Source organism: Streptomyces spirodelae (assembly GCF_017676385.1).
GTDB classification, from domain to species: Bacteria; Actinomycetota; Actinomycetes; order Streptomycetales; family Streptomycetaceae; genus Streptomyces; species Streptomyces spirodelae.
Genome location: NZ_JAFFZN010000021.1, coordinates 114,670 through 133,021 on the forward strand (window position 1 = coordinate 114,670; position 18,352 = coordinate 133,021).

At 72.6% G+C, this 18,352-nt stretch carries 16 protein-coding genes; 6 read left to right on the forward strand and 10 right to left on the reverse strand.

Going from position 1 to position 18,352, the window contains the following annotated elements:
- Window positions 1-78 precede the first annotated feature (78 nt).
- Window positions 79-1,332 (reverse strand): aldehyde dehydrogenase family protein, encoded by a 1,254-nt coding sequence (locus JW592_RS22020; RefSeq protein ID WP_209266926.1) that lies wholly within the window; start codon window positions 1,330-1,332, stop codon window positions 79-81.
- Between the two features lie 223 nt (window positions 1,333-1,555).
- Here JW592_RS22020 and JW592_RS22025 point away from each other — a divergent pair, with 223 nt between their 5' ends.
- Both JW592_RS22025 and JW592_RS22030 read left to right on the forward strand, forming a co-directional pair.
- Window positions 1,556-3,076 (forward strand): DUF6002 family protein, encoded by a 1,521-nt coding sequence (locus tag JW592_RS22025; RefSeq protein WP_209266927.1) that lies wholly within the window; start codon window positions 1,556-1,558, stop codon window positions 3,074-3,076.
- Window positions 3,073-4,200 (forward strand): hypothetical protein, encoded by a 1,128-nt coding sequence (locus tag JW592_RS22030; RefSeq protein WP_209266928.1) that lies wholly within the window; start codon window positions 3,073-3,075, stop codon window positions 4,198-4,200. The genes JW592_RS22025 and JW592_RS22030 overlap by 4 nt, the downstream gene beginning before the upstream one ends.
- Here the strand turns inward: JW592_RS22030 and JW592_RS22035 are convergent.
- The 3 genes from JW592_RS22035 to JW592_RS22045 form a co-directional block, all read right to left on the reverse strand.
- Window positions 4,157-5,011, reverse strand: a complete 855-nt coding sequence (locus JW592_RS22035) for an AfsR/SARP family transcriptional regulator (RefSeq protein WP_209266929.1) — start codon at window positions 5,009-5,011, stop codon at window positions 4,157-4,159. The two genes, JW592_RS22030 and JW592_RS22035, sit on opposite strands and share 44 nt — an antisense overlap.
- A 94-nt stretch (window positions 5,012-5,105) precedes the next feature.
- Complete coding sequence (locus JW592_RS22040; protein WP_209266930.1) at window positions 5,106-5,939, reverse strand: thioesterase II family protein; 834 nt, start codon at window positions 5,937-5,939, stop codon at window positions 5,106-5,108.
- 113 nt (window positions 5,940-6,052) lie between these two features.
- Window positions 6,053-6,913 carry an AfsR/SARP family transcriptional regulator gene (locus JW592_RS22045; RefSeq protein WP_209266931.1) on the reverse strand — a complete coding sequence of 287 codons (861 nt, stop codon included), beginning with the start codon at window positions 6,911-6,913 and terminating at the stop codon, window positions 6,053-6,055.
- A 379-nt stretch (window positions 6,914-7,292) separates the two neighbouring features.
- Here JW592_RS22045 and JW592_RS22050 point away from each other — a divergent pair, with 379 nt between their 5' ends.
- The 3 genes from JW592_RS22050 to JW592_RS22060 all read left to right on the forward strand — a co-directional run bounded on the left by JW592_RS22050 (window position 7,293) and on the right by JW592_RS22060 (window position 11,414).
- Entirely contained in the window at window positions 7,293-7,649 is a 357-nt protein-coding gene (locus tag JW592_RS22050; RefSeq protein ID WP_209266932.1) for a hypothetical protein, read from the forward strand.
- Between the two features lie 36 nt (window positions 7,650-7,685).
- Entirely contained in the window at window positions 7,686-9,989 is a 2,304-nt protein-coding gene (locus tag JW592_RS22055) for a TOMM precursor leader peptide-binding protein (RefSeq protein ID WP_209266933.1), read from the forward strand.
- A 153-nt stretch (window positions 9,990-10,142) separates the two neighbouring features.
- Complete coding sequence (locus JW592_RS22060; protein ID WP_209266934.1) at window positions 10,143-11,414, forward strand: sensor histidine kinase; 1,272 nt, start codon at window positions 10,143-10,145, stop codon at window positions 11,412-11,414.
- On the opposite strand, the gene JW592_RS22065 is transcribed toward JW592_RS22060, so the two are convergent.
- Window positions 11,350-11,955 (reverse strand): response regulator transcription factor, encoded by a 606-nt coding sequence (locus JW592_RS22065; protein WP_209266935.1) that lies wholly within the window; start codon window positions 11,953-11,955, stop codon window positions 11,350-11,352. The two genes, JW592_RS22060 and JW592_RS22065, sit on opposite strands and share 65 nt — an antisense overlap.
- Before the next feature lie 122 nt (window positions 11,956-12,077).
- Here JW592_RS22065 and JW592_RS22070 point away from each other — a divergent pair, with 122 nt between their 5' ends.
- Entirely contained in the window at window positions 12,078-13,310 is a 1,233-nt protein-coding gene (locus tag JW592_RS22070) for a cytochrome P450 (protein ID WP_209266936.1), read from the forward strand.
- Window positions 13,311-13,340: 30 nt separating this feature from the next.
- On the opposite strand, the gene JW592_RS22075 is transcribed toward JW592_RS22070, so the two are convergent.
- The 5 genes from JW592_RS22075 to JW592_RS22095 all read right to left on the reverse strand — a co-directional run bounded on the left by JW592_RS22075 (window position 13,341) and on the right by JW592_RS22095 (window position 18,336).
- Entirely contained in the window at window positions 13,341-14,315 is a 975-nt protein-coding gene (locus JW592_RS22075) for a PstS family phosphate ABC transporter substrate-binding protein (protein WP_209266937.1), read from the reverse strand.
- A 374-nt stretch (window positions 14,316-14,689) separates the two neighbouring features.
- Window positions 14,690-15,061: a DUF4260 family protein gene (locus JW592_RS22080; protein WP_209266938.1), complete on the reverse strand. Its 372-nt coding sequence runs from the start codon at window positions 15,059-15,061 to the stop codon at window positions 14,690-14,692.
- Window positions 15,058-16,161: an alpha/beta hydrolase gene (locus JW592_RS22085; protein WP_209266939.1), complete on the reverse strand. Its 1,104-nt coding sequence runs from the start codon at window positions 16,159-16,161 to the stop codon at window positions 15,058-15,060. The genes JW592_RS22080 and JW592_RS22085 overlap by 4 nt, the downstream gene beginning before the upstream one ends.
- Entirely contained in the window at window positions 16,158-17,474 is a 1,317-nt protein-coding gene (locus tag JW592_RS22090) for an FAD-dependent monooxygenase (RefSeq protein ID WP_307805501.1), read from the reverse strand. The genes JW592_RS22085 and JW592_RS22090 overlap by 4 nt, the downstream gene beginning before the upstream one ends.
- Complete coding sequence (locus JW592_RS22095; RefSeq protein WP_209266940.1) at window positions 17,464-18,336, reverse strand: 4'-phosphopantetheinyl transferase superfamily protein; 873 nt, start codon at window positions 18,334-18,336, stop codon at window positions 17,464-17,466. The genes JW592_RS22090 and JW592_RS22095 overlap by 11 nt, the downstream gene beginning before the upstream one ends.
- Window positions 18,337-18,352: the final 16 nt, after the last annotated feature.

Here is an 18,352-nt window from a genome sequence, read left to right on the forward strand (position 1 = left end):
CGGGAAGGTGTTCGCCTCCCGCGCACCGTGGCAGCACCCTCTACAGCCCGACTCGACCCGCGCCCCAATGGCGCGGGGCTACCGGAGGGGCCCGGTGATCACGGGGTACCGTTGCGCGGCCTCCCGCGAGAGCAACTGCGGCCTCCCCAGCAGCACTCCCTCCCGGCGTACGCCGCTGGCAAGCGCGCCGTACCCGCCGCACGGCTGGTTGCCGTCCTCCACATCGAACGGCGTGGCATCCCGCAGCACGACGGCGGTACCGAGGGTGCGCCCGCTCAACCGCGGCTCCCCGAGGACGGCGGCGTACATACCGCGTTCCACTTCCAGCGGATCCCGCGCCCACTCACGCAGCAGTTCGGGGTCCTCGTAGGGGACGACGCAGAACAGCGGCCCGGCCAGCTGGGGCGGGTGAAAGCCCGGGTCCTCGTCGAAGACCAGCAAAGAGGGCTCGACCTGCATCCGCTCCAGATCGGTACCGCCGCCGGCCACCACCCGGTCGGCGTGCGCGGAGAGGAACCGCGCGGCACCCTGCACCGCCTCTCCGTAGGTGAGCGCGGTCAGTACCGCGTCCGGCCAGCCGCGGGCGCCAACCGTCAGCACGGACAGCTCGGCGCGCAACTGCTCGACCAGTGCGTTCAGCCGCAGCCGGTGGACGAACAGCACATCGGGGCAGAGCCGGTCCTGCCCCGAGTTGTGCAGTCTGGCGCGGAGTACGGCGCGGCAGGCGGCGGCCGGTTCGGCACGCGGGCCGACGATCAGCGGGTTGGGCGCGGGCCCGGAGAGGAGGAAGAGCGGCCCGTCGCCGACCTCGGTCGTCAAGCTGGTGCCGGCCTCGGCGCTGCCGGTGAAGACGACGGCATCCGACTCGGCGCACATGGGTGCGAAGTCGCGCTGTGCGGCGTCGGTGAACCGGATACGGGCCGCCAATCGCGGGGCGAGCCCGCGGCTGATGACCTGGTGCAGCTCGTACGCGGTCTCCCGGATGCGGGGCGCGGGCCGGACCACGACCTCGTCGCAGTAGAGCGCGGGCACCAGGCAGTGGCGGACGTAGGAGTAGAGCGCAGTGTGCTGCGGGAGGACGACGGAGAGCCGGGCCAGCTGCGGAACTCCCGTGCGGGCCAGCTCCCAGGGCGCTCCGGCCAGCGTGCGCAGGGAGCGCAGCAGTTCGTCGCGGGCGCTGGCGTAGGTGGCGAGCCGGGTGAGGGCGCCCAGCAGTTCGTCACGGCTGCGCAGCAGTGCGGCACCGGCGCCCGCGGCGCTCTCGTGCGCCGCCTCGATGTCGGGCCACGTGCGGGTGAGGGATTCCAGCACGGGCATGGAGGGGTGGGTCATGGACGGCTCCTCGGGCGCGGGTGGGGTCGGGTCCGGCCGGCTTCGACCGGCACTCGACCCGGCAGGGCTACCTTTCCCTGCGGCTCACCGCCGCATTTCCGAGGAATCACCGATATCGTTCATGTCATATCTGTGACGGTGATTCGAGCTTAAAGGGGGGAACGGCGGGGTGTCGAGAGGGCCGGCCCGGGCAGCGGGCGGCCGGACCAGGAGGGGACCGTCCATGACTCTCACCGCGCGCACCGGCCCTGCCTCCTCCCGGCAGCGTGCGGCGCCGCCGGACCACGCGGCGCCGCCGGACCACTCGGCACCCGCCGGAAGCCGGCCGTTGACCGACCACTGGGACACCGTCCGTACCCTGGTACGTGCCCTGCACGAACGCGCGGCCACCCCGGCTCCCCCTCCACCGCAGGACGCCGCCGTCTTCACCCCGGACGGTGAACTCCCCCCGCTGGACGGGCCGCTGCGCGCCTACCTGTCCGCCGCTGCGGCACGAGTCGTACGGCTGCCGGACCACCGCAGCACCCGGCTGCACCTGCTCGACCTGTGCGCCGCCCCAAAGGCGCGCTCGGCGCAGTCGGCCGGTGCGCTGCTCGTCGTGGCGCGAGCGGTGCACCATGCGCGGTGCACGGGAGAGCGGATCGTGCTGCTGGCACCCTCCTCGGGCAATGCGGCGACCGCGCTGCGGGACGCCGTACTGCGCGCCCAGCGGTGCGGACTGGCCCACCCGGACCAGGTGCGGGTGGTCGCGCTGGTGCCCGCCTGCTCCCGGTACAAGGTGGCGGACTCGGCGCTGGCCCGCCACCCCGAGCTGCGCCGCCGCAATCCGCTGGTCCTCTACCACGGTTCGGAGCCGGGCGCGGTGCACGAACTGGCCGCCGCGTACTGCCGGGAGCGCGCACACGCGCTGCGCACCGGTACGGGAGCCGCGCTGTGGTACGTACGCGACCCGGTCGACCACCGGGCCGCCGACGCGCTGCGCGCCTTCGTGGAGCAGGATGCGCTGGGTGCGGCCGGAGCGGGCGGCCGGGTGCACGCCCAGGCGGTCGGCACCGGATCGGGGCTGCTGGGCCACCGGCTTGGCAGCACCCTGGTGGAACCGGACGGGACGGACGGGGCGGGCGAGAGGGGTGGGACAGCCGGAAGGAACGGGACGCCCGCCGCGCGCTATCTGCTGGTGCAGCAGTTGCACACACCCGATCTGGTGCTCCACCTGCTGACCGGCTCATTCAGCCGTGAAGGGGTACCGCCGTACGCCTACGACCGGGCCCGCCGCCTCCACCACCAGCCCGCCGGAGGCACCCCCGACCCGCACTTCCCGCGCACCGCCCACCACCCCCAGGAGATCCTGGAGCCCACCTTCTTCACACGCGCCCCCGCCACGGCGCCCGAACTGAGCGCACTGGTGCACACCCACGGCGGGGACGGGATCGTCGTCTCGCGCTACGAGTGCCTGGCCCGCTATCCGTCCTTGCGGGCCATGCTGCGCGCGGCAGGTGTCGAACTCCCCGCCGATCCGGCACGGCTGGGCGAGTGGTCACTGGTGATGGCGCTGACCGGCGTGCTGAACGCGCTCGACCGGGGCCTGCTCACCGAGTCGGAAGTGGTGGTGCACGGTACGGGCTCGTACGGCGTGGACGACCGCCCCCCGGTGCCGGGCCCGCTGGCCCGGTACGCGGACTCCGTCGACGAACTGCACGCCGTTCTCACCCGGGCTCTCTCGCCGCGCGGACGGCGGTCATGACGGCGGCACAGGAGCGGCCCGGAGAGCGGCCGCCGCCCGCCCGCCCTCACGTGCTGCCGCACGGCCGCTACGACGAACTCTTCGAGACCACGGCCGCCTTGCTCGCGCTGGTGCGCCGGGCGGTGCTGGCGCTGGGCCCCACCTGGCCCGAGCGGCTGGTCGCACTGGGCGCCGACCCCGCCGACCATCCGCCCTACTCGGGTCTGGAGAGCACGGAGACGGACTGCTGCACCATGCTGGCCAGTGGCGAGTTCGTGGTCGGCGAGACGGGGCCGCGGCTCGTGGCCCTGGGCGCCGGGGCCTCCCTCGACAGCGCGGAGGACGTAACGGCGCTCTCCTCCGCGAGTCAGGGGCAGGCCGGTGGGACGCTGTTCGCGCACGACCCGCGGGCCGCCCGCGCCGCCGCGCTCGCCGACCTGTGCGCACACCGGGGGCTGCCGCGCTCCGTGGCCCTGGTCGGCCCCGGCTTCGCCCCCGACGACGCACACGACCTGCGGCAGCGCGGTTTCACCACCGCCCTGCTCGGCCCCGACCGGCTGCCCGGCGCGCTGGGCCGCCCCGGCAGGCCGCGCTACGCGCTGGGGCTGCTGAGCGGTGCCCGGCCGGCAGCCGACCAGGACCGCGCACGGCTGCGGGACGCGCAGCGCGCGGGGCTGTTGCTGCTGCCGCCGCTCAGCAGCACGCTGCTCGCCGACAGGCGGGCACTCGCCCTCGTCTCCGAGGGGCTGCCCTGGATGACCCACGGTGAGCGGTCCTTGGTGGAACGCCGACTGCCGTGGACACGGCTCGCCCTGGCGGGCCGCACCTGGTGGCACGGCACCGAGCAGGAACTCCCCGAGCTGCTGCTGGCCCAGCGCGAACGGTTCGTCGTCAAGCACGCGGTCGCGGGCGCGGGTCCGCTCGTGGCGGGCCACGAGACGGACGAGCGCACCTGGACGGCCGCGGTGCGGCGGGCCTTCCGGAACGCCGACAGCGTGGTGCAGGAGTATGTGCGCCCGGCTCCTGCCCCGCTCACCCTGAGCGCCCGCCTCTTCGCCGACCGCCCGGGCGGCTGCCGCGTCCGGTATCCCCTCGCCGGCGTCAGCCGCCGCGCAGCGCCCTCAGCGGCCCCCCGCTGCCGCTGAAGGCCGCCTCGCGCGCCGCGCCGGTCAGCTCCAGCTCGACCGCCGAGTCGAGCACGGCGCACTGCAGACGCTGGAGGTCGGGTGAGGGGTCCAGGCCCAGTTCGCGGGAGAGTACGCCGCGCAGCCGCTGGTAGACCTCCAGCGCGTTGCCGCGTCTGCCCGAACGGTAGAGGGCGAGCATGAGCTGGGCCTGGATGCCCTCGTGCAGCGGATGCTGGGCCGCCAGCCCGGACAGTTCGCCGACCAGTTCGTGGTGGCGGCCCAGGCTGAGGTCCACCTCGATGCGCTGGTTGAGGATGCCCAGGCGTGACTCCTCCAGCCTGGTCGCCTCGATCTCCAGCAGCGGCCCGCACTGCACGTCCACCAGCGCCGGACCTCGCCACAGCTCCAGCGCGCGGCGGAAGGAGGCGGAGGCGCCCACGAAGTCGCCCGCCTCCAGCGCCCGGTGCCCGGCGCCGGAGAGCCGTTCGAACTCCGAGACGTCGACCATTCCGCCCTGGGTGTCCAGCAGGTAGCCGCCTGACTCGGTGACCAGCACGCTCTTGGCGCCGTGCGGCAGATCGGCGGGAAGCCGGTCGCCCAGCGCCGCCGCGATGAGGTTGCGCAGCTGCAGTACGTAGGTCTGCAGCGTGGTCTGGACGCTGCGCGGCGGGGACTCCCCCCACAGCTCCTCCACCAGTGAGGCGACGGAGACCACCTGGTCCGGGTAGAGGGCCAGCAGTGCCAGCACCTTTCTCGGTTTGACCGCGGTCGGGACGACGGAGACCCCCGATTGGACGACCCGGCAGGGCCCCAGCACGCTGATGTCCATCTCTCGCTCCCTTCGGGTGCGTTGTATGTGCTCGTTCGGAATGGCTGTGCTCGTTCGGAACAGTGAGTGCGTCGGAACGGGAGGTGCGTCGGAACTAGAGGGGTGACTCGGACAGGTGCGAGGCGCGCCGCACCGGTGCGCTGCTGCGCAGCTGTGCCGCGAGCAGCTCGGGCAGCGCGGTGTCGCGTACGAAGAAGTGGCCGCCGGGGACGGCGTGCGCGGCGAACGGGCCGCGCGTCCAGTCGCGCCACTGGGCGACGGCGGCGAGCGGTGCCGCCTCGTCCCGGGTGCCGGCGAAGGCGTGCACGGGGCAGTCGAGCGGCTCGTCCCGGCCGGTGTCCGCCGCACCGCCGACCGCGCGCAGGCTGGCGGCGAGCCGCAGGTCGTCACGCATGGTGGACAGCAGGGTGCGCAGCCAGTGCGGGCGCTCGAACAGGTAGGAGGGCAGCGTGCCGTAGCGGTTCAGCGCGGCCAGCAGCGCGGCGTCGGGCAGTTCGCTCTGGTCGGTCAGGGGCGTCGGCAGATGCGGCGGCGGGCAGGCGCCCAACCCCACCAGCACCGGTGCGGGGCGGCCGGCGTGCCGGACCCGCTGCGCGAAGCGGTAGGCCACCAGGGCGCCGAGGCTGTGCCCGTACAGGGCGTAGGGCTGCTCCAGCAGCGGGCCCAGCTGCGCTTCGAGGTCGTCCAGCAGCCGGCGCGCGTCGGTGATGCGGGGCTCGCGCAGCCGCGTCTCCCGGCCGGGGAGCCGGACCGGCAGCACACATACGCCGGGTTCGAAGCCACGGCGCCAGCGTGCGAAGGTGAGCGCGCCGGCGCCCGCGTGGTGGAAGCAGAACAGCCGTAATCCGTCACCGTCGGGCACCCCGCCCGGTGCGGGCGGTGCGTCCGTCGGCCGCTTTCCGGGAGGTGCCGCGAGATACGCGTTCATCCCTCCCCCCTTCCCCCGTCCCCATGACGGGGCCGGTCGCCGAGGGCCAGATCCTCACGACCGGCACTGGACGACAGCTCGAAGTGGGGTGGACCGGGCTCGTGGAGCGCTCATCACCCCGCGAGACCGGCCGCCTCGCCCGTTCCGGAGCCGCGCCAGGCGTCCAGGGCATCCTCGCCCCGGAGAATGGCCTGGTGGAGGCGGTCGATCCGGGGCGAGGGCTCCAGGCCCAACTCCTCCACGAGCGTGCCGCGCAGCCGCCGGAAGGCGATCAGCGCGTCCGAGGAGCGGCCGTCCTGGTGGAAGGCGACCATCAGCAGCGCGTGCAGGTTCTCGTAGAGCGGGTAGCGGCCGCGCAGCGCGCACAGCTCGCCCAGCACCTCGCGGTGCCGCCCCATCCGCAGGTCGGCGTCGATACGCCGCTCCAGCGCGCCCAGCCTGCTCTCCTCCAGCCGGGTGGCCTCGATGGACAGGTGCTTGCCGTGCGGGAGGTCGGCCAGCGCTGGGCCGCGCCACAGAGCGAGGGCCGAGTTCAGCAGCCGTGCCGACTTGGCCATGTCGCCCGCCTCGTACGCGGCGTGCCCGGTGCGGGTCAGCCGTGCGAACTCCAGCGCGTCGACGTCGCAGTCGGCGACCTCCAGCTGGTAGCCGCCGTGCCGGGTGGCGAGGATGTCCTTGTCACTGAGCGCGTGCGGGTCGCACGGCCCGGTGGTGCCGGTGCCCGGCAGGGGACCCGGTGCCCCGAGCGCGGCGCGCAGCCTGCGGCGCAGCTGCAGGATGTAGGTCTGGAGCGTGGTGGGGGCACTGCGCGGGGGACCGGCCCCCCACACCTCCTCCATCAGGTCGGACACCGGCACGATGTGCCGGCTCTGGAGAGCGAGCAGGGCCAGGATCTGCCGCGGCTTGGCCGCGCTCGGTGCGATCGAGACGCCCGCCGTCTCGGCGTGCAGAGTTCCCAGCACCCTGATACGCATCTGGGGCCTCCCCGTTGGCGGTTCTGGCTGAAAGTGCCGCTGAAGGCGACTTGCACCGAGAGCGACGTGTAGCCGGGGCGACGTGCCGCCGAGGCCGTGCCGGAAGACATGTCACCGGATACGAGAGGGAGAATCGCACCCGTCGCTGCCGGTGGAACAGTGAGCAACTCACGATCTTGGGGCGGATATCCGGCGGAGGCAGCCATGAGTTTTTCACATGAAGGGTCGTGAAGCCCCCACTGGCCCTCGCACCGGGTGCCACTCACACTGCTGTCCTGCGCATCGGACCCACACGATCGGGCCACTCCCCACACCACAGCGTCGCCCCATGAGTCCACGGGGGGCCATGGGTTCCTCTCTCCAGACGGGAGACGTCACGATGTCAGGTCACGCGCTCGCCAAGGTCACCGTCAGCAGCGCGCAGGGCGCCGCGGACTCGGTGGACCAGGACTGGCGCTTCGCCGAACTGACCGCGCAGTGCTGCCTCGACCCGGCGCTCGCGGTGCGCTACGCGGTCGAGCCGCGCAGTGTGCTGGCGGAGTTCGGAATCGCAACCGACGAGCGGACGCACATCCCGGCGCTGCCCAGCGGGCCCGGGGCCGAGGTGACCATCACCAGCCTCAACCCGCGCGACACCGTGGGCCACTCCGCCGCGTGCAGCAGCTGGACGTTCGCGCACCCGGCCGAGCCGGGTCTTCCCTGCGCATCCCTCGCGCCTGCCGAGACAGCCTTCTGACTTCGCACCAGCGCGACAGAAAGCGGGGGACACGGAATGGAGCTGAACACCGCACTGCCCCTCCTGGGGTTCCGCAAGCATCTGCGCCCGGCCGTGGTGCCGGGTGATGCCACCTACCTCGTCTCCGAGCAGGGCGTCACGGCAGTCGAGGGAACCGAGGTGGCCACGCTGGCACCGCTGCTGGACGGCAGCCGGGACATGGCCGCGCTGGCCAGGGAGACCCGCGGCGTGCTCTCGCCGGGCCGGCTGGGCCGCATCCTGGGCCAGTTGTCGAAGGCCAATCTGCTCACCGACTTCTCGCCGCCCTCCGGCTCCGCAGCGAGGGGCGGTGCCGAACGGGGCCGCGGTACCCCGGACGCCACCGCGGCGTTCTGGGAGTCCGCCGGGCTCGACGGTGTCCGGGCCGACGCCGATCTGTCGGCTGGACGGGTGCGGCTGCTGTCCGTCGGCGGGAGCGAGGGCGTCGACGCCGCACGGGAGGCGTTCCGGGCCGCCGGGGTCGGACTCGTCGAGCCGGAGGAGTGCACCGCGCACACCCTCACCGTCGTCCTGTGCGAGGACTATCTCTCGCCCGCCCTGGCCGATATCGACGCCGCTCAGCGGCGCACCGGCCGGCCCTGGCTGCTGGCCAAGCCGTACGGCGTCGAGCCGTGGCTCGGGCCGTTCTTCCAGCCGGGCGAGGGCGCCTGCTGGCACTGCCTGGAACACCGGCTGCGGCACAACAGGAGCGCGCACAGCTATCTGGGCCGGGCGCTGGGCCTGGCCGCGCCGATCAGCCCGCCGCGCGCCCACATCCCCGCCAGCCACGCGTGCGCGCTGCACCTGCTGGCGCTCCAGGCCGCCGCCTGGCTGGGCGGGTTCCGCGACCGGCGCCAGTCGTCCGTGTGGACCCTCGACAGCCTGCGCGGCGAAGGGCGGCACCACCCGGTCGAACGAAGACCGCAGTGCCCGGCCTGTGGCGACCCCGCGCTGTTCGCAGCGCGTACGCGACAGCCCGTGGTGCTCACCTCGCGGCCCAAGGTGGCCACCGGCGGCGGGCACCGCTCGCGCTCCAGCAGCGAGATGCTTCAGCGCTACGAGCACCTGGTGGGCGACGTCACCGGGGTGGTGCGACTGCTGCGACGCGATCCACGCTGTCCCGCCGGCCTCAACGCGTACGTCTCCGGCAGCAATCCGGCGCTGCGCGGCAACGGGGTGCACACCCTGCGGTCCGCGCTGCGCAGCCACAGCGCGGGCAAGGGCGTCACCGAGCTGGACGCCAGGGTCGGGGCGCTGTGCGAGGCGCTGGAGCGGTACTCGGGCACCTTCCAGGGCGACGAGGAGCGCGTCCCCGGGCGGTACGCCGAGCTGGGCGAGGCGGCCGTGCACCCGAACGCCTGCCAGCTTTACGACGAGCGGCAGTTCGCCCGGAGGCGGGAGTGGAACGCCTTCCACTCCCCGTTCCAGTTCGTCTGCGACCCGTTCGACGAGACGGCGGTCATCGACTGGACCCCGGTGTGGTCGCTGACCGAGCGGCGGCACCGGCTGCTGCCCACCTCGATGCTCTACTTCGCCACCCCGCACCAGGCCGGCGCCCCGGTCTTCGCCCGTGCCGACTCCAACGGCAACGCGGCGGGCAGCAGCCTGGAGGACGCGATCCTCCAGGGCTTCCTCGAACTGGTGGAACGGGACGCGGTTGCGCTGTGGTGGTACAACCGCACCCGGCAGCCGCAGGTGGACCCGGAGTCCTTCGGCGAGGAGTGGATCGCGCGGATGCGCTCCTCGTACGCCGCCATCGGGCGCGAGTTGTGGGTGCTGGACCTCACCTCGGACCTGGGCATCCCGGTGATGTGCGCGCTCTCCCGGCGCACCGGCGGCGCCCGCGAGGACATCGTCTTCGGCTTCGGCTGCCATCTGGACCCGGCGCTGGCGCTGCGCAGGGCGATGACCGAGATGACGCAGATGCTGCCCGCCGTGCTGGACACCCGGCACAGCTTCGAGGACCCGGTCTTCCGCGACTGGTGCACCCGGCACACCGTCTCCGACCAGTTCTACCTGGCACCGGATGCGGACGCCCCTCTTCGGCGCGCCGTCGACTTCGCCTACACACCCCGTACGGATCTGCGCACGGACGTGGCGGACGCGGTCGAACTGCTGCGCCGGCACGGTATGGAGCTGTTGGTGCTGGACCAGACGCGGCCCGATCTGGACATTCCGGTCGTGAAGGTCCTGGTTCCCGGGCTTAGGCACTTCTGGGCACGTTTCGCGCCCGGCAGGCTCTACGATGTGCCGGTCCGGCTCGGACGCCGCGCCGAACCCGTCGACTACGACGGACTGAACCCCGTCCCGGTGTTCGTCTAGCCAATGGTGGCACCCGATCCCCTCGCCTATGCTGAGCAGACCTTCGGCGGGGCGAGGGGAGAGCACGCAGTGAGCTCAGGGGGAAAGCGTATCTCTTTACACAGGCAACGACACCGGACGCGGCAGCCGCTGGGGTACGGAGTCGATGTCGCGATGGCCCCCCGTATCGTGCTGACGGTCTTCGTCGTGGCGCTCAGTGGAATCCTGGGCGCTGCCGTGCTGCATCTGCTCACCATCGGCGACTCGTTGAAGCAGATCCTCGTCGGCGGCACGGCCATCGCGGTGATGTTCGGCACCCAGGTGGCCCGTACCACCCAGCGGGGGATGCGACTGAGCCGCGCCTACCAGCACTGGGTGCTGGCGGTGCAGGCGATCTGCACCTTCCTGCCGATGCTGGTGCTGGGAACGGCCTGGGTCGGGCTGCCGGGGCTGCTGGCGGGGTCGCTGCTGCTCACCTTACGGGCGCCCTGGTCGTGGCTGGGGATGGCCGGGTGTCTGGCCAGCGTCGTACTCGTCACCTCGCTCTCGGGCTGGCCGACGCTGGAGGTGGCCTACAACGCCGTCTCCACGCTCACCACCTGCGCGGTGGTCTACGGACTCACCAAGCTGGCCGAGATCGTCATCCAACTGCGCGCGGCACAGCAGGAGATCGCCCGGCTGGCCGTCGAGGAGGAACGGTTGCGCTTCGCACGCGACCTGCACGACCTGCTGGGGTACAGCCTCTCCGCGATCACGCTGCGCAGCGAGCTGGCGCACCGGCTGGTGGACGCCGACCCGCCGCGCGCCAAGGACGAGGTGACCCACGTGCTGGAGATCTCCCGGCAGGCGCTGGCCGATGTGCGTGCGGTCGCCCGCAGCTACCGCAACATCTCGCTGCCCGCCGAGATCTCCTCGGCCGTCTCGGTGTTCGAGGCGGCGGGCATCGAGGCGGAGGTCGACACGACGCTGGAGAACATCCCGGATTCGGTGGGCACGGTGCTGGCCACCGTGCTGCGCGAGGGGGTCACCAACCTCCTGCGGCACAGCAAGGTGCGCCGCTGCCAGATCACCGTGTGCGGCGACGCGGACTGCGCCATGCTGCGGCTGGTCAACGACGGCGTCCAGCCGCTCCTGGATCCGCAGGACCCGACCACACCGCGGCCGGACAGCGACGGGGGCAGCGGCATCGGCAACCTGGCAGCGCGGGTGGCCGCGATCGGGGGCAGTCTGGAGGCCGATGTGCGCGAGGACGGCTGCTTCCACCTGGAGGCCCGGATACCGCACCCGGCATCCGGCCGCACGGCTGCCTCAGGGCCCGCCCCCGGACAGCGACGGCCGGCGCCCCCGAGCGCCCCGGCCCCGGCCCCGGCCTCCGGTACGGCTACAGCCAGCCCTGTTCCCGGGCGATGCGCAGAGCATCCACCCGATTACGGGCCCCGAGCTTGATGACGATGGCCGTCAGATAGTTGCGGACCGTCCCCACGGACAGGAACAGCCGTCCCGCGATGTCCGCGGCCTCCGCGCCCTCGGCCGCCAGCCGCAGCACCTCCGTCTCCCGCGCCGTGAGCGGGTTCTCCCGCGCCGACCAGGCGTCCAGCGCCAGTTCGGGATCGATGACGCGCTCCCCGGCGCGCACCCGGCGGATGGCGTCCGCCAGTCTGCTCGGCGGCGCGTCCTTGAGCAGGAAGCCGGAGACATGGGCTTCCAGGGCGCGGCGCAGATTACCGGGCTGGCCCAGGCTGGTGAGGATCAGCGTGCGGCAGGACGGCAGCTTCTCGTGCACCTCGGCGGCCGCGGTCAGCCCGTCCACGCCCGGCAGATCGATGTCGATGACCGCCACATCGGGGCGGTGCGCGAAGACGGTGGGCAGGATGTCGTAGCCCGAGTCGACCTCGGCGACGATCTCGATGTCCGTCTCGATGCCCAACAGCGCCACCAGAGCACCGCGCACCATGTGCATGTCCTCGGCGAGCACCACTGAGATCATCGTCGAGTTCCCCCGCGGACTCGGGCTGCCTTACGTGCTGTTGGAGACGTGAGGATACCGCGTCGCGCCCTTCACAACACCGGCTCGACCACGATTCGAGGCCAAAGTTCAACAGTGCGTACATGGCCCAGCATTCCGCCGCCCGCCTCCGCGCCCTCTCCTACCCGCCGCCGCGCAGCTCGGCCACCGAGATCCCCGACGCGTACGCCCGGCTGCGTGCGGAGGAACCGGTCACCGAGGTCACGCTGCCCAGCGGCGACACCGGACACCTGGTCAGCCGCTACGACGACGTACGCGCCGTACTCGCCGACCCACGCTGTTCACGGGCCGCCACCGTGCTGCCCGGGGCGCCGAAACTGACGGCCGTCCCCTTCGACGCGGGCGGTCTGTTCACCATGGATCCGCCCGAGCACACCCGGCTGCGCGGTATGGTCTCCCGCGCCTTCACCCCACGCCGGGTCGCGGACCTGCGGCCCCGCATCACCGCTCTGGCGGGTGAACTGGCCGACTCCATGGCGGCGGCAGGCGGCAGCGCCGACCTGAACGCGGCGTTCGCCTTCCCCTTCCCGGTGGCCGTCATCTGCGAGCTGCTCGGTGTCCCCTACGCGGACCGCGAGCGCTTCCGCACCTGGTCCGACGCCGTACTGTCGCTGACAGCCCACGCGCCGGAGGAGATGCTGCGGCACAAGCAGGCGCTGCTGGGCTACCTGGGAAACCTGGTGGCCGAAAAGCGAAGGGAGCCGGGTGAGGACCTGCTCAGCGCGCTGGTCGCGGTACGCGACGAGGAGGGCGGGCTCAGCGAGCGGGAACTGCTCACCCTCGCCATGACGTTGCTCATCGCGGGGCACGAGACGACGGTCGGAGTGCTGGGCACCTCCGTCTTCACCCTGCTGCGGCACCCGGGCCGGCTGGGTCTGGTGCCGAAGGACGACGACGGAGTCGGCGAACTCGACGAGCTCGTCGAGGAGTTGCTGCGGATCAACCCGATCGGTGACGGCGGGCCGCTGCGGGTCACCACGGAACCGGTCCAGATCGCGGGGCGGGTGCTGCCCGCCAACAGCGCGGTGATCGCCTCGATCTGCTCGGCGAACCAGGACGGTGCCCGCTTCGCCGCCCCCGGCCGCTTCGACCCGAGGCGCTCCGCCGACTCCGCCCAGCCGCCGAATCTGGCCTTCGGCCACGGCCCGCACTACTGCCTGGGAGCGCCACTGGCCCGCGCCGAACTCGCCATCGCGCTGCGTGTACTGGCGACCCGCTTTCCCGATATGCGGCTGGCCGCGCCCGTCGGAGCGATCAGCATGCACACGGGCCTCCTGGTCAACCGCCTCACTCAGCTGCCGGTGAGGTGGGACTGAGCGCTCCCTCGGACCGGGGGCGGCGACGGGTCACCCGGCCGCTGCCTTGAGTTTCTTGAGGTCCGCCTTGAGCTTGTCCTCCTGCTCGGAGCTGAGCGGGATGAACCGGGTGCTCGCCGCGATCTGAGCGTGGTGCCCGACGAAGTACTCGACGAAGCCCTCCACCTCCGGCCGCTTGAGCGCCTTCGCGGCCGGATAGATGAACAGCGGACGGGACAGCGGCTTGTACGAGCCGTCCTGCACGCTCGAGGCGCTGGGAACGACACAGCCGTCCCCACTGTCGATCATGAGAGATTTGAGGCTGCTCTCGTTCTCCTCGAAGTAGGAGAATCCGAAGTAGCCCATTCCACCCCGGTTTTCGGCCACGCCACGTGCCGTGTCGTTGTCGTTCACGGCGTCGCGGTAGTCGGTGCGGGAGGCACCCGCTTTGCCGGTGACAGCCTCGGTGAAGTAATCGAAAGTGCCCGATTCCGTGTCCGGGCCGAACAGCTTGAGGGGCACGTCGGGGTATTTCGGGTCGACCTGCTGCCAGCTGTCGATCTCGGAGCCCGGTTCCCAGATCTTCTTCAACTGCGCGGTCGACAGGCAGTCCACCCAGTGCACGTTCTTGTTGACCACGACGGTCAGGGCGTCATTCGCGACGGCGAGTTCGTCGTACCTGACGTTGTTCTCCTCGCACGCCGCCTTCTCCGTGTCTTTGATCACACGAGAGGCATCAGCGACGTCCGTGGCGCCCGAACAGAACTTCTTGAAGCCCCCGCCGGTCCCGGAGGTCTCCACGGTGACCCGGACATCGGGCTGCTTGTAGCCGTAGAACTGCGCTGCGGCCTTGGACAGCGGAGCGACAGTGCTGGAGCCGTCCACCCGCACACTGCCCACGAGTTTCTCTTCTACGGCCGACCCGCGCCAGACATCGGTGACCCCGCATGCGCTCAGGGCGAGTGCGCCGACAAGGGCCGGCACGGTGCCTCCGATGATCGCTCTCGGCCTCCTGGATGCGTCCATGATTCCCGATCCTTGGTAATGGCCTGCTGCGTGCGGCTGGCGAGGAGGGAGCTTCTCAGGCGATTCCGGCCAGCCACTCGATAGAAGAGTGGCCAAGCGAATTCCAGGTGCACGGAGTGTGGCCCATGAGTGAACCGCGGACATGGAGACATTCGCCCGTACTGGTCAGCGCGGGCGGATCACCGTCGCCGCCTGGTCGATCACCGACCAGGCGGCGATCCGAGGAATTCTTTCATCACCCACTGTGAGGCGATACCCAAACCCTTTACGCGCAGTCCGGATGCGGTTTCCAGAATTCCGATTCAGGCGGGTACGGACCGCGTGGGCTGGGCTGCGCGGGCCGGGCCGCCCAGCCCATGCGGCCCTGCCGTGGGCTACAGGCGGGAGCCGTCCGGGGCGCGGGGACCGTAGCCGCAGGCGCGGTCGGTGGCGATGTGGGCCAGCCAGCCGCAGGCGGCCACATGGAGAGGCCGGCTGCCCAGCAGGCGGGCCGCGCCGAAGAGGGCGAGGGGGACGCCGGGCGAGTGGAGGACGTTGTAGGGGCGGACCGCGTAAGCAGGGAGGGGGTCGAAGGCGGAGGGTGCCGCTGCGATCCCGTACAGCAGGGCGACGTCAGGCAGCACGGCGCAGGTCCACAGCACGCGGCTGCGGGGCCCGCCCAGCCTGGCGCCCGCGCAGAGTGCCGCCGCGCCCACGGTGCCGCTGCAGACCCGGCCCCAGGGGCTGCGCCAGCTCCAGCCGGTCATGTCCGCACCCTCCCCCGACGGGTCCTGAGCGCTCCGGCGACAGCGCACAGGGCTGCGCTGCGCACCGGGTGGACTCGCAGGTCGCGCAGGGCCGAGCCGAGCAGCAGGGGGCGGACGCGGGCCAGATGTGCGGGGGCGCCGTGCTCGTCGTCCACCACGAGGAACCGCCGCCGCGCTGCCGGGTCCGCAGCCAGTGCGGCGGCGTCGCTGAGCGGCACGATGTCGTCCCGCAGCGCGGCGACATAGGTGACGGGCAGGTCCCTCAGCCGGGCCAGTTCGTCGGCCGTCAGCGCCCACTCCCCCAGTTCGGCCGGGGGGCGGCCGGTGAGCCGTCTCAGCGTGTGCGCCGTGGTCGTCGGGAGCCCGGTGCGCCAGTCGTGGTCGAGGAAGAAGTGCCGTACGGGAGCGCCCACGGTGGAGACGCCCACCAGGCGGCGGTCCTCCAGCGCGGCCCGCAGCGCGAGGTGGCCGCCGAAGCTGAGCGCTATGGCGTGGGTGCGGCGGACGTCGGCGCTGTCCGCGAGGCGGTCGAGGAGCGCGCCGATCATGGCGGGTGCCGCGGTGTCGTACGGCAGCGTGTTCTCACCCACGCCGGGCAGTTCGGTGACCGCGAGGGCTGTACCCAGCGCGGCGGCGCGGGCCAGCAGCGGAGCCCACTGCTCCTTGACGGAGACGATGCCGCCGCACACCAGGATCAGCGGGCGGGGCGCCTGCCGGGAAAGACCGGCTGTCCACGCCGCGAACCGCCCTCCGCCCGAGGGGGCTTCGACCTCCAGTCGGCCGATGCCGGGGCGGGTGGCGCGCCAGCGGTCGAAGGAGCGGACGCACAGCCGCTGGGCGCGCTCGCGTGCCGGTCCGTCCACGGAGGGGAAGCGGGCCAGCGCGTAGTGGCGGGCCGCGTCGAGGTGGTGGCCGCGCGCCGCGAGGGCGTCTCCCGCGCGGTTCCAGACGGCGGGCCAGGAGTCGGCGTCGTCGCCGTACGCGGTGCGGATGCGGGAGAGGACGGCACGGCAGCGGGCGGCCGGGATGCCCTGCGCGCGGGCGTGCAGGGGCGCGAGGGCGCGGAGTTCGCCGAGCGGCGGTGCCTCGGTGACGCTCATACGAGCCTCACCTCCGGTGTGCGTGCCGCCTGTCTCAGCGGGGTGTGGCCCGGGAAGTAGGCGGGGGCCAGCACCCGCCTCCGCAGCGCCGGGCTGGCGTCGAGGGCGCGGTAGACGGTACGGCGCAGCGCGGTGGCCGCGGGCGCGGTGAGCGTGAACATCCGCTCCTGCCGCAGCTGGAGCGCGCGCGAGCGGCGTACGTGGGGCTCCCGGCGGCGCTGGAAGAGCTGCAGTGCCGCCAGGAGGGCGCGGCTGTGTGCCCGTCGGTCGCGGCCCAGCGCCTCGGCGGCCAGCGTGGCCAACTCCACCGCGTCGGCCAGTGCGTGGTTGACGCCTTGGCCGAGGACGGGCGAGAGGGTGTGCGCGGCGTCGCCGATCAGGACGACCCCGGGCGCCGACCAGCGCGGTACCTCGGCGGTGAAGATGTCCAGCAGCGCCGTGTCCGACCAGCTGTGCAGGCTCGTGCGGGCGGCGGCCCCCGCCTGCGGGGCCAGCCGGTCGAGGCGGGTGTGCAGTCCGCCGAGGCCACCGGAGCGCAGCGTCCGCAGCCCGCCCTTGGGGATGTTGAGGCCCACCCGGAGCGTGCCGTCCGTGCTGGGCAGGAAGAGGCCGTGGCTGTCCCCCGCGATCCGCACCCGGTAGGCGCGCCGGTCCCAGTCCGCCGGGAAGGGCAGCTTCAGCCACACCACGTCGCGCTGCAGCGGTGTGTGGCGTGCGTGCTCGGCCAGTCCGCTCAGTCTGCGTACGGCGCTGTAGCGGCCGTCGGCGCCGACGGTCAGCGCCGCCGTCACCCGTACCGGGCCTGTGGGGGTGTTCGCCCGTACACCGGTCACCGCGGGGCCGTCCACCAGCAGTCCGGTCACGGTGGCGGGCTCCAGTACGGTACAGCCGCCCGGCTGCCTGCCGGTCTGTTCGGCGAGCGCTGTCAGCAGGGTGTGCTGTGCCAGCTCGACCGGGTGCCGGTAGCGGTAGGGGAAGTCGGCGAACCGCACGTCGAGCACCCGCTGTCCTGCGTCCTCGATCTCCAGCCGGTCCACCCGGTGTGCCGCCTGCCGTACCCGTTCCCCGACGCCGAGCAGATCCAGCAGCCGTACGCCGTCAGGGGAGACGGACTCGCCCCGGAAGGCCGGGCCCGCGCCGCGCGCCGGGTCGCGCTTCTCCAGCAGGACGACGTCGCAGCCCAGCCGGGTCAGCGCCAGCGCGAGGGCCCGGCCGCCGGGTCCGCCGCCGACCACGCACACGTCCGCGCTCAGCGCGCTCGCTTCCGCACTCGGCGCTTCCCCGCCGTGCCTCTCATTCCGCTCATTCCGCACGGTCTCCCGCCTCCCCCGTCTCCTCCACCAGTGCGGCGATCAGCCCCGCGTCCAGCATGGTGGCCGCCGCCGTGTCGTCCGTATCGCCGAAGCCCGCGTCGAAGAGGGCGACGCTGACGGTGTACGCCCGGTCCACCAGGCAGGTGTGGAACGCCCATTCGGCGCCGGTGCCGGGCGCCCCGTCGGGCCGCAGCACCTGCACATTGCGGTCCTGCGGGCTGAACCCGAACTCGGTGAAGCGGAACCGCATCCCTTGCCCGATGGCCTTGCTGTACGCCTCCTTCAGCGTCCACAGCCGCACCAGCGCCGCGTTCCGCCGCTCCTCGGCGATCTGCGCCAGGGTGCGGCGCTCGTAGGGCGTACAGACCTGGTTCTCGGTGCCCAGCCCCAGCATGGGACGGTCCTTGGCCTCCGCGTCGACGCCGATCCAGCCGCGCCGGGTGAGGCCGACGAGCAGCAGGTTCTCGGTGTGGCTGAGGCTGATGTCGATCTGGTCGAGGCCGCGCAGATAGGGCCGCCCGCCGGGCTTGTAGGCCAGCTCGACGCTCTCGGGCGACGCTTCGATCACGGCGCAGGCCACATGTTTGAGCAGCAGCCGGGAAGCGACGAAGCGGGACCTGACCTGCGGGTGGGTCATCGCCTGGAAGCGGGCGTGGTCCCGGCCCAGCAGCGGGCGCAGCCGTGGGTCGTCCAGGTCAGCCGGCAGCCACTCCTCCAGCCGCCCGTGCACGACGACGCTGCCGTGGCGCTCGACCGCCACGCGGACCCGCTCCCAGGGTCCCTCCGGTCCGCTCATCCGCACCGGGTGGGCGAACGCCTCCGCCGTCCGGCCGTCCGTCGCGGGGCCCAAGGTGATCGCCATGCCAGCCCTCCAGGCG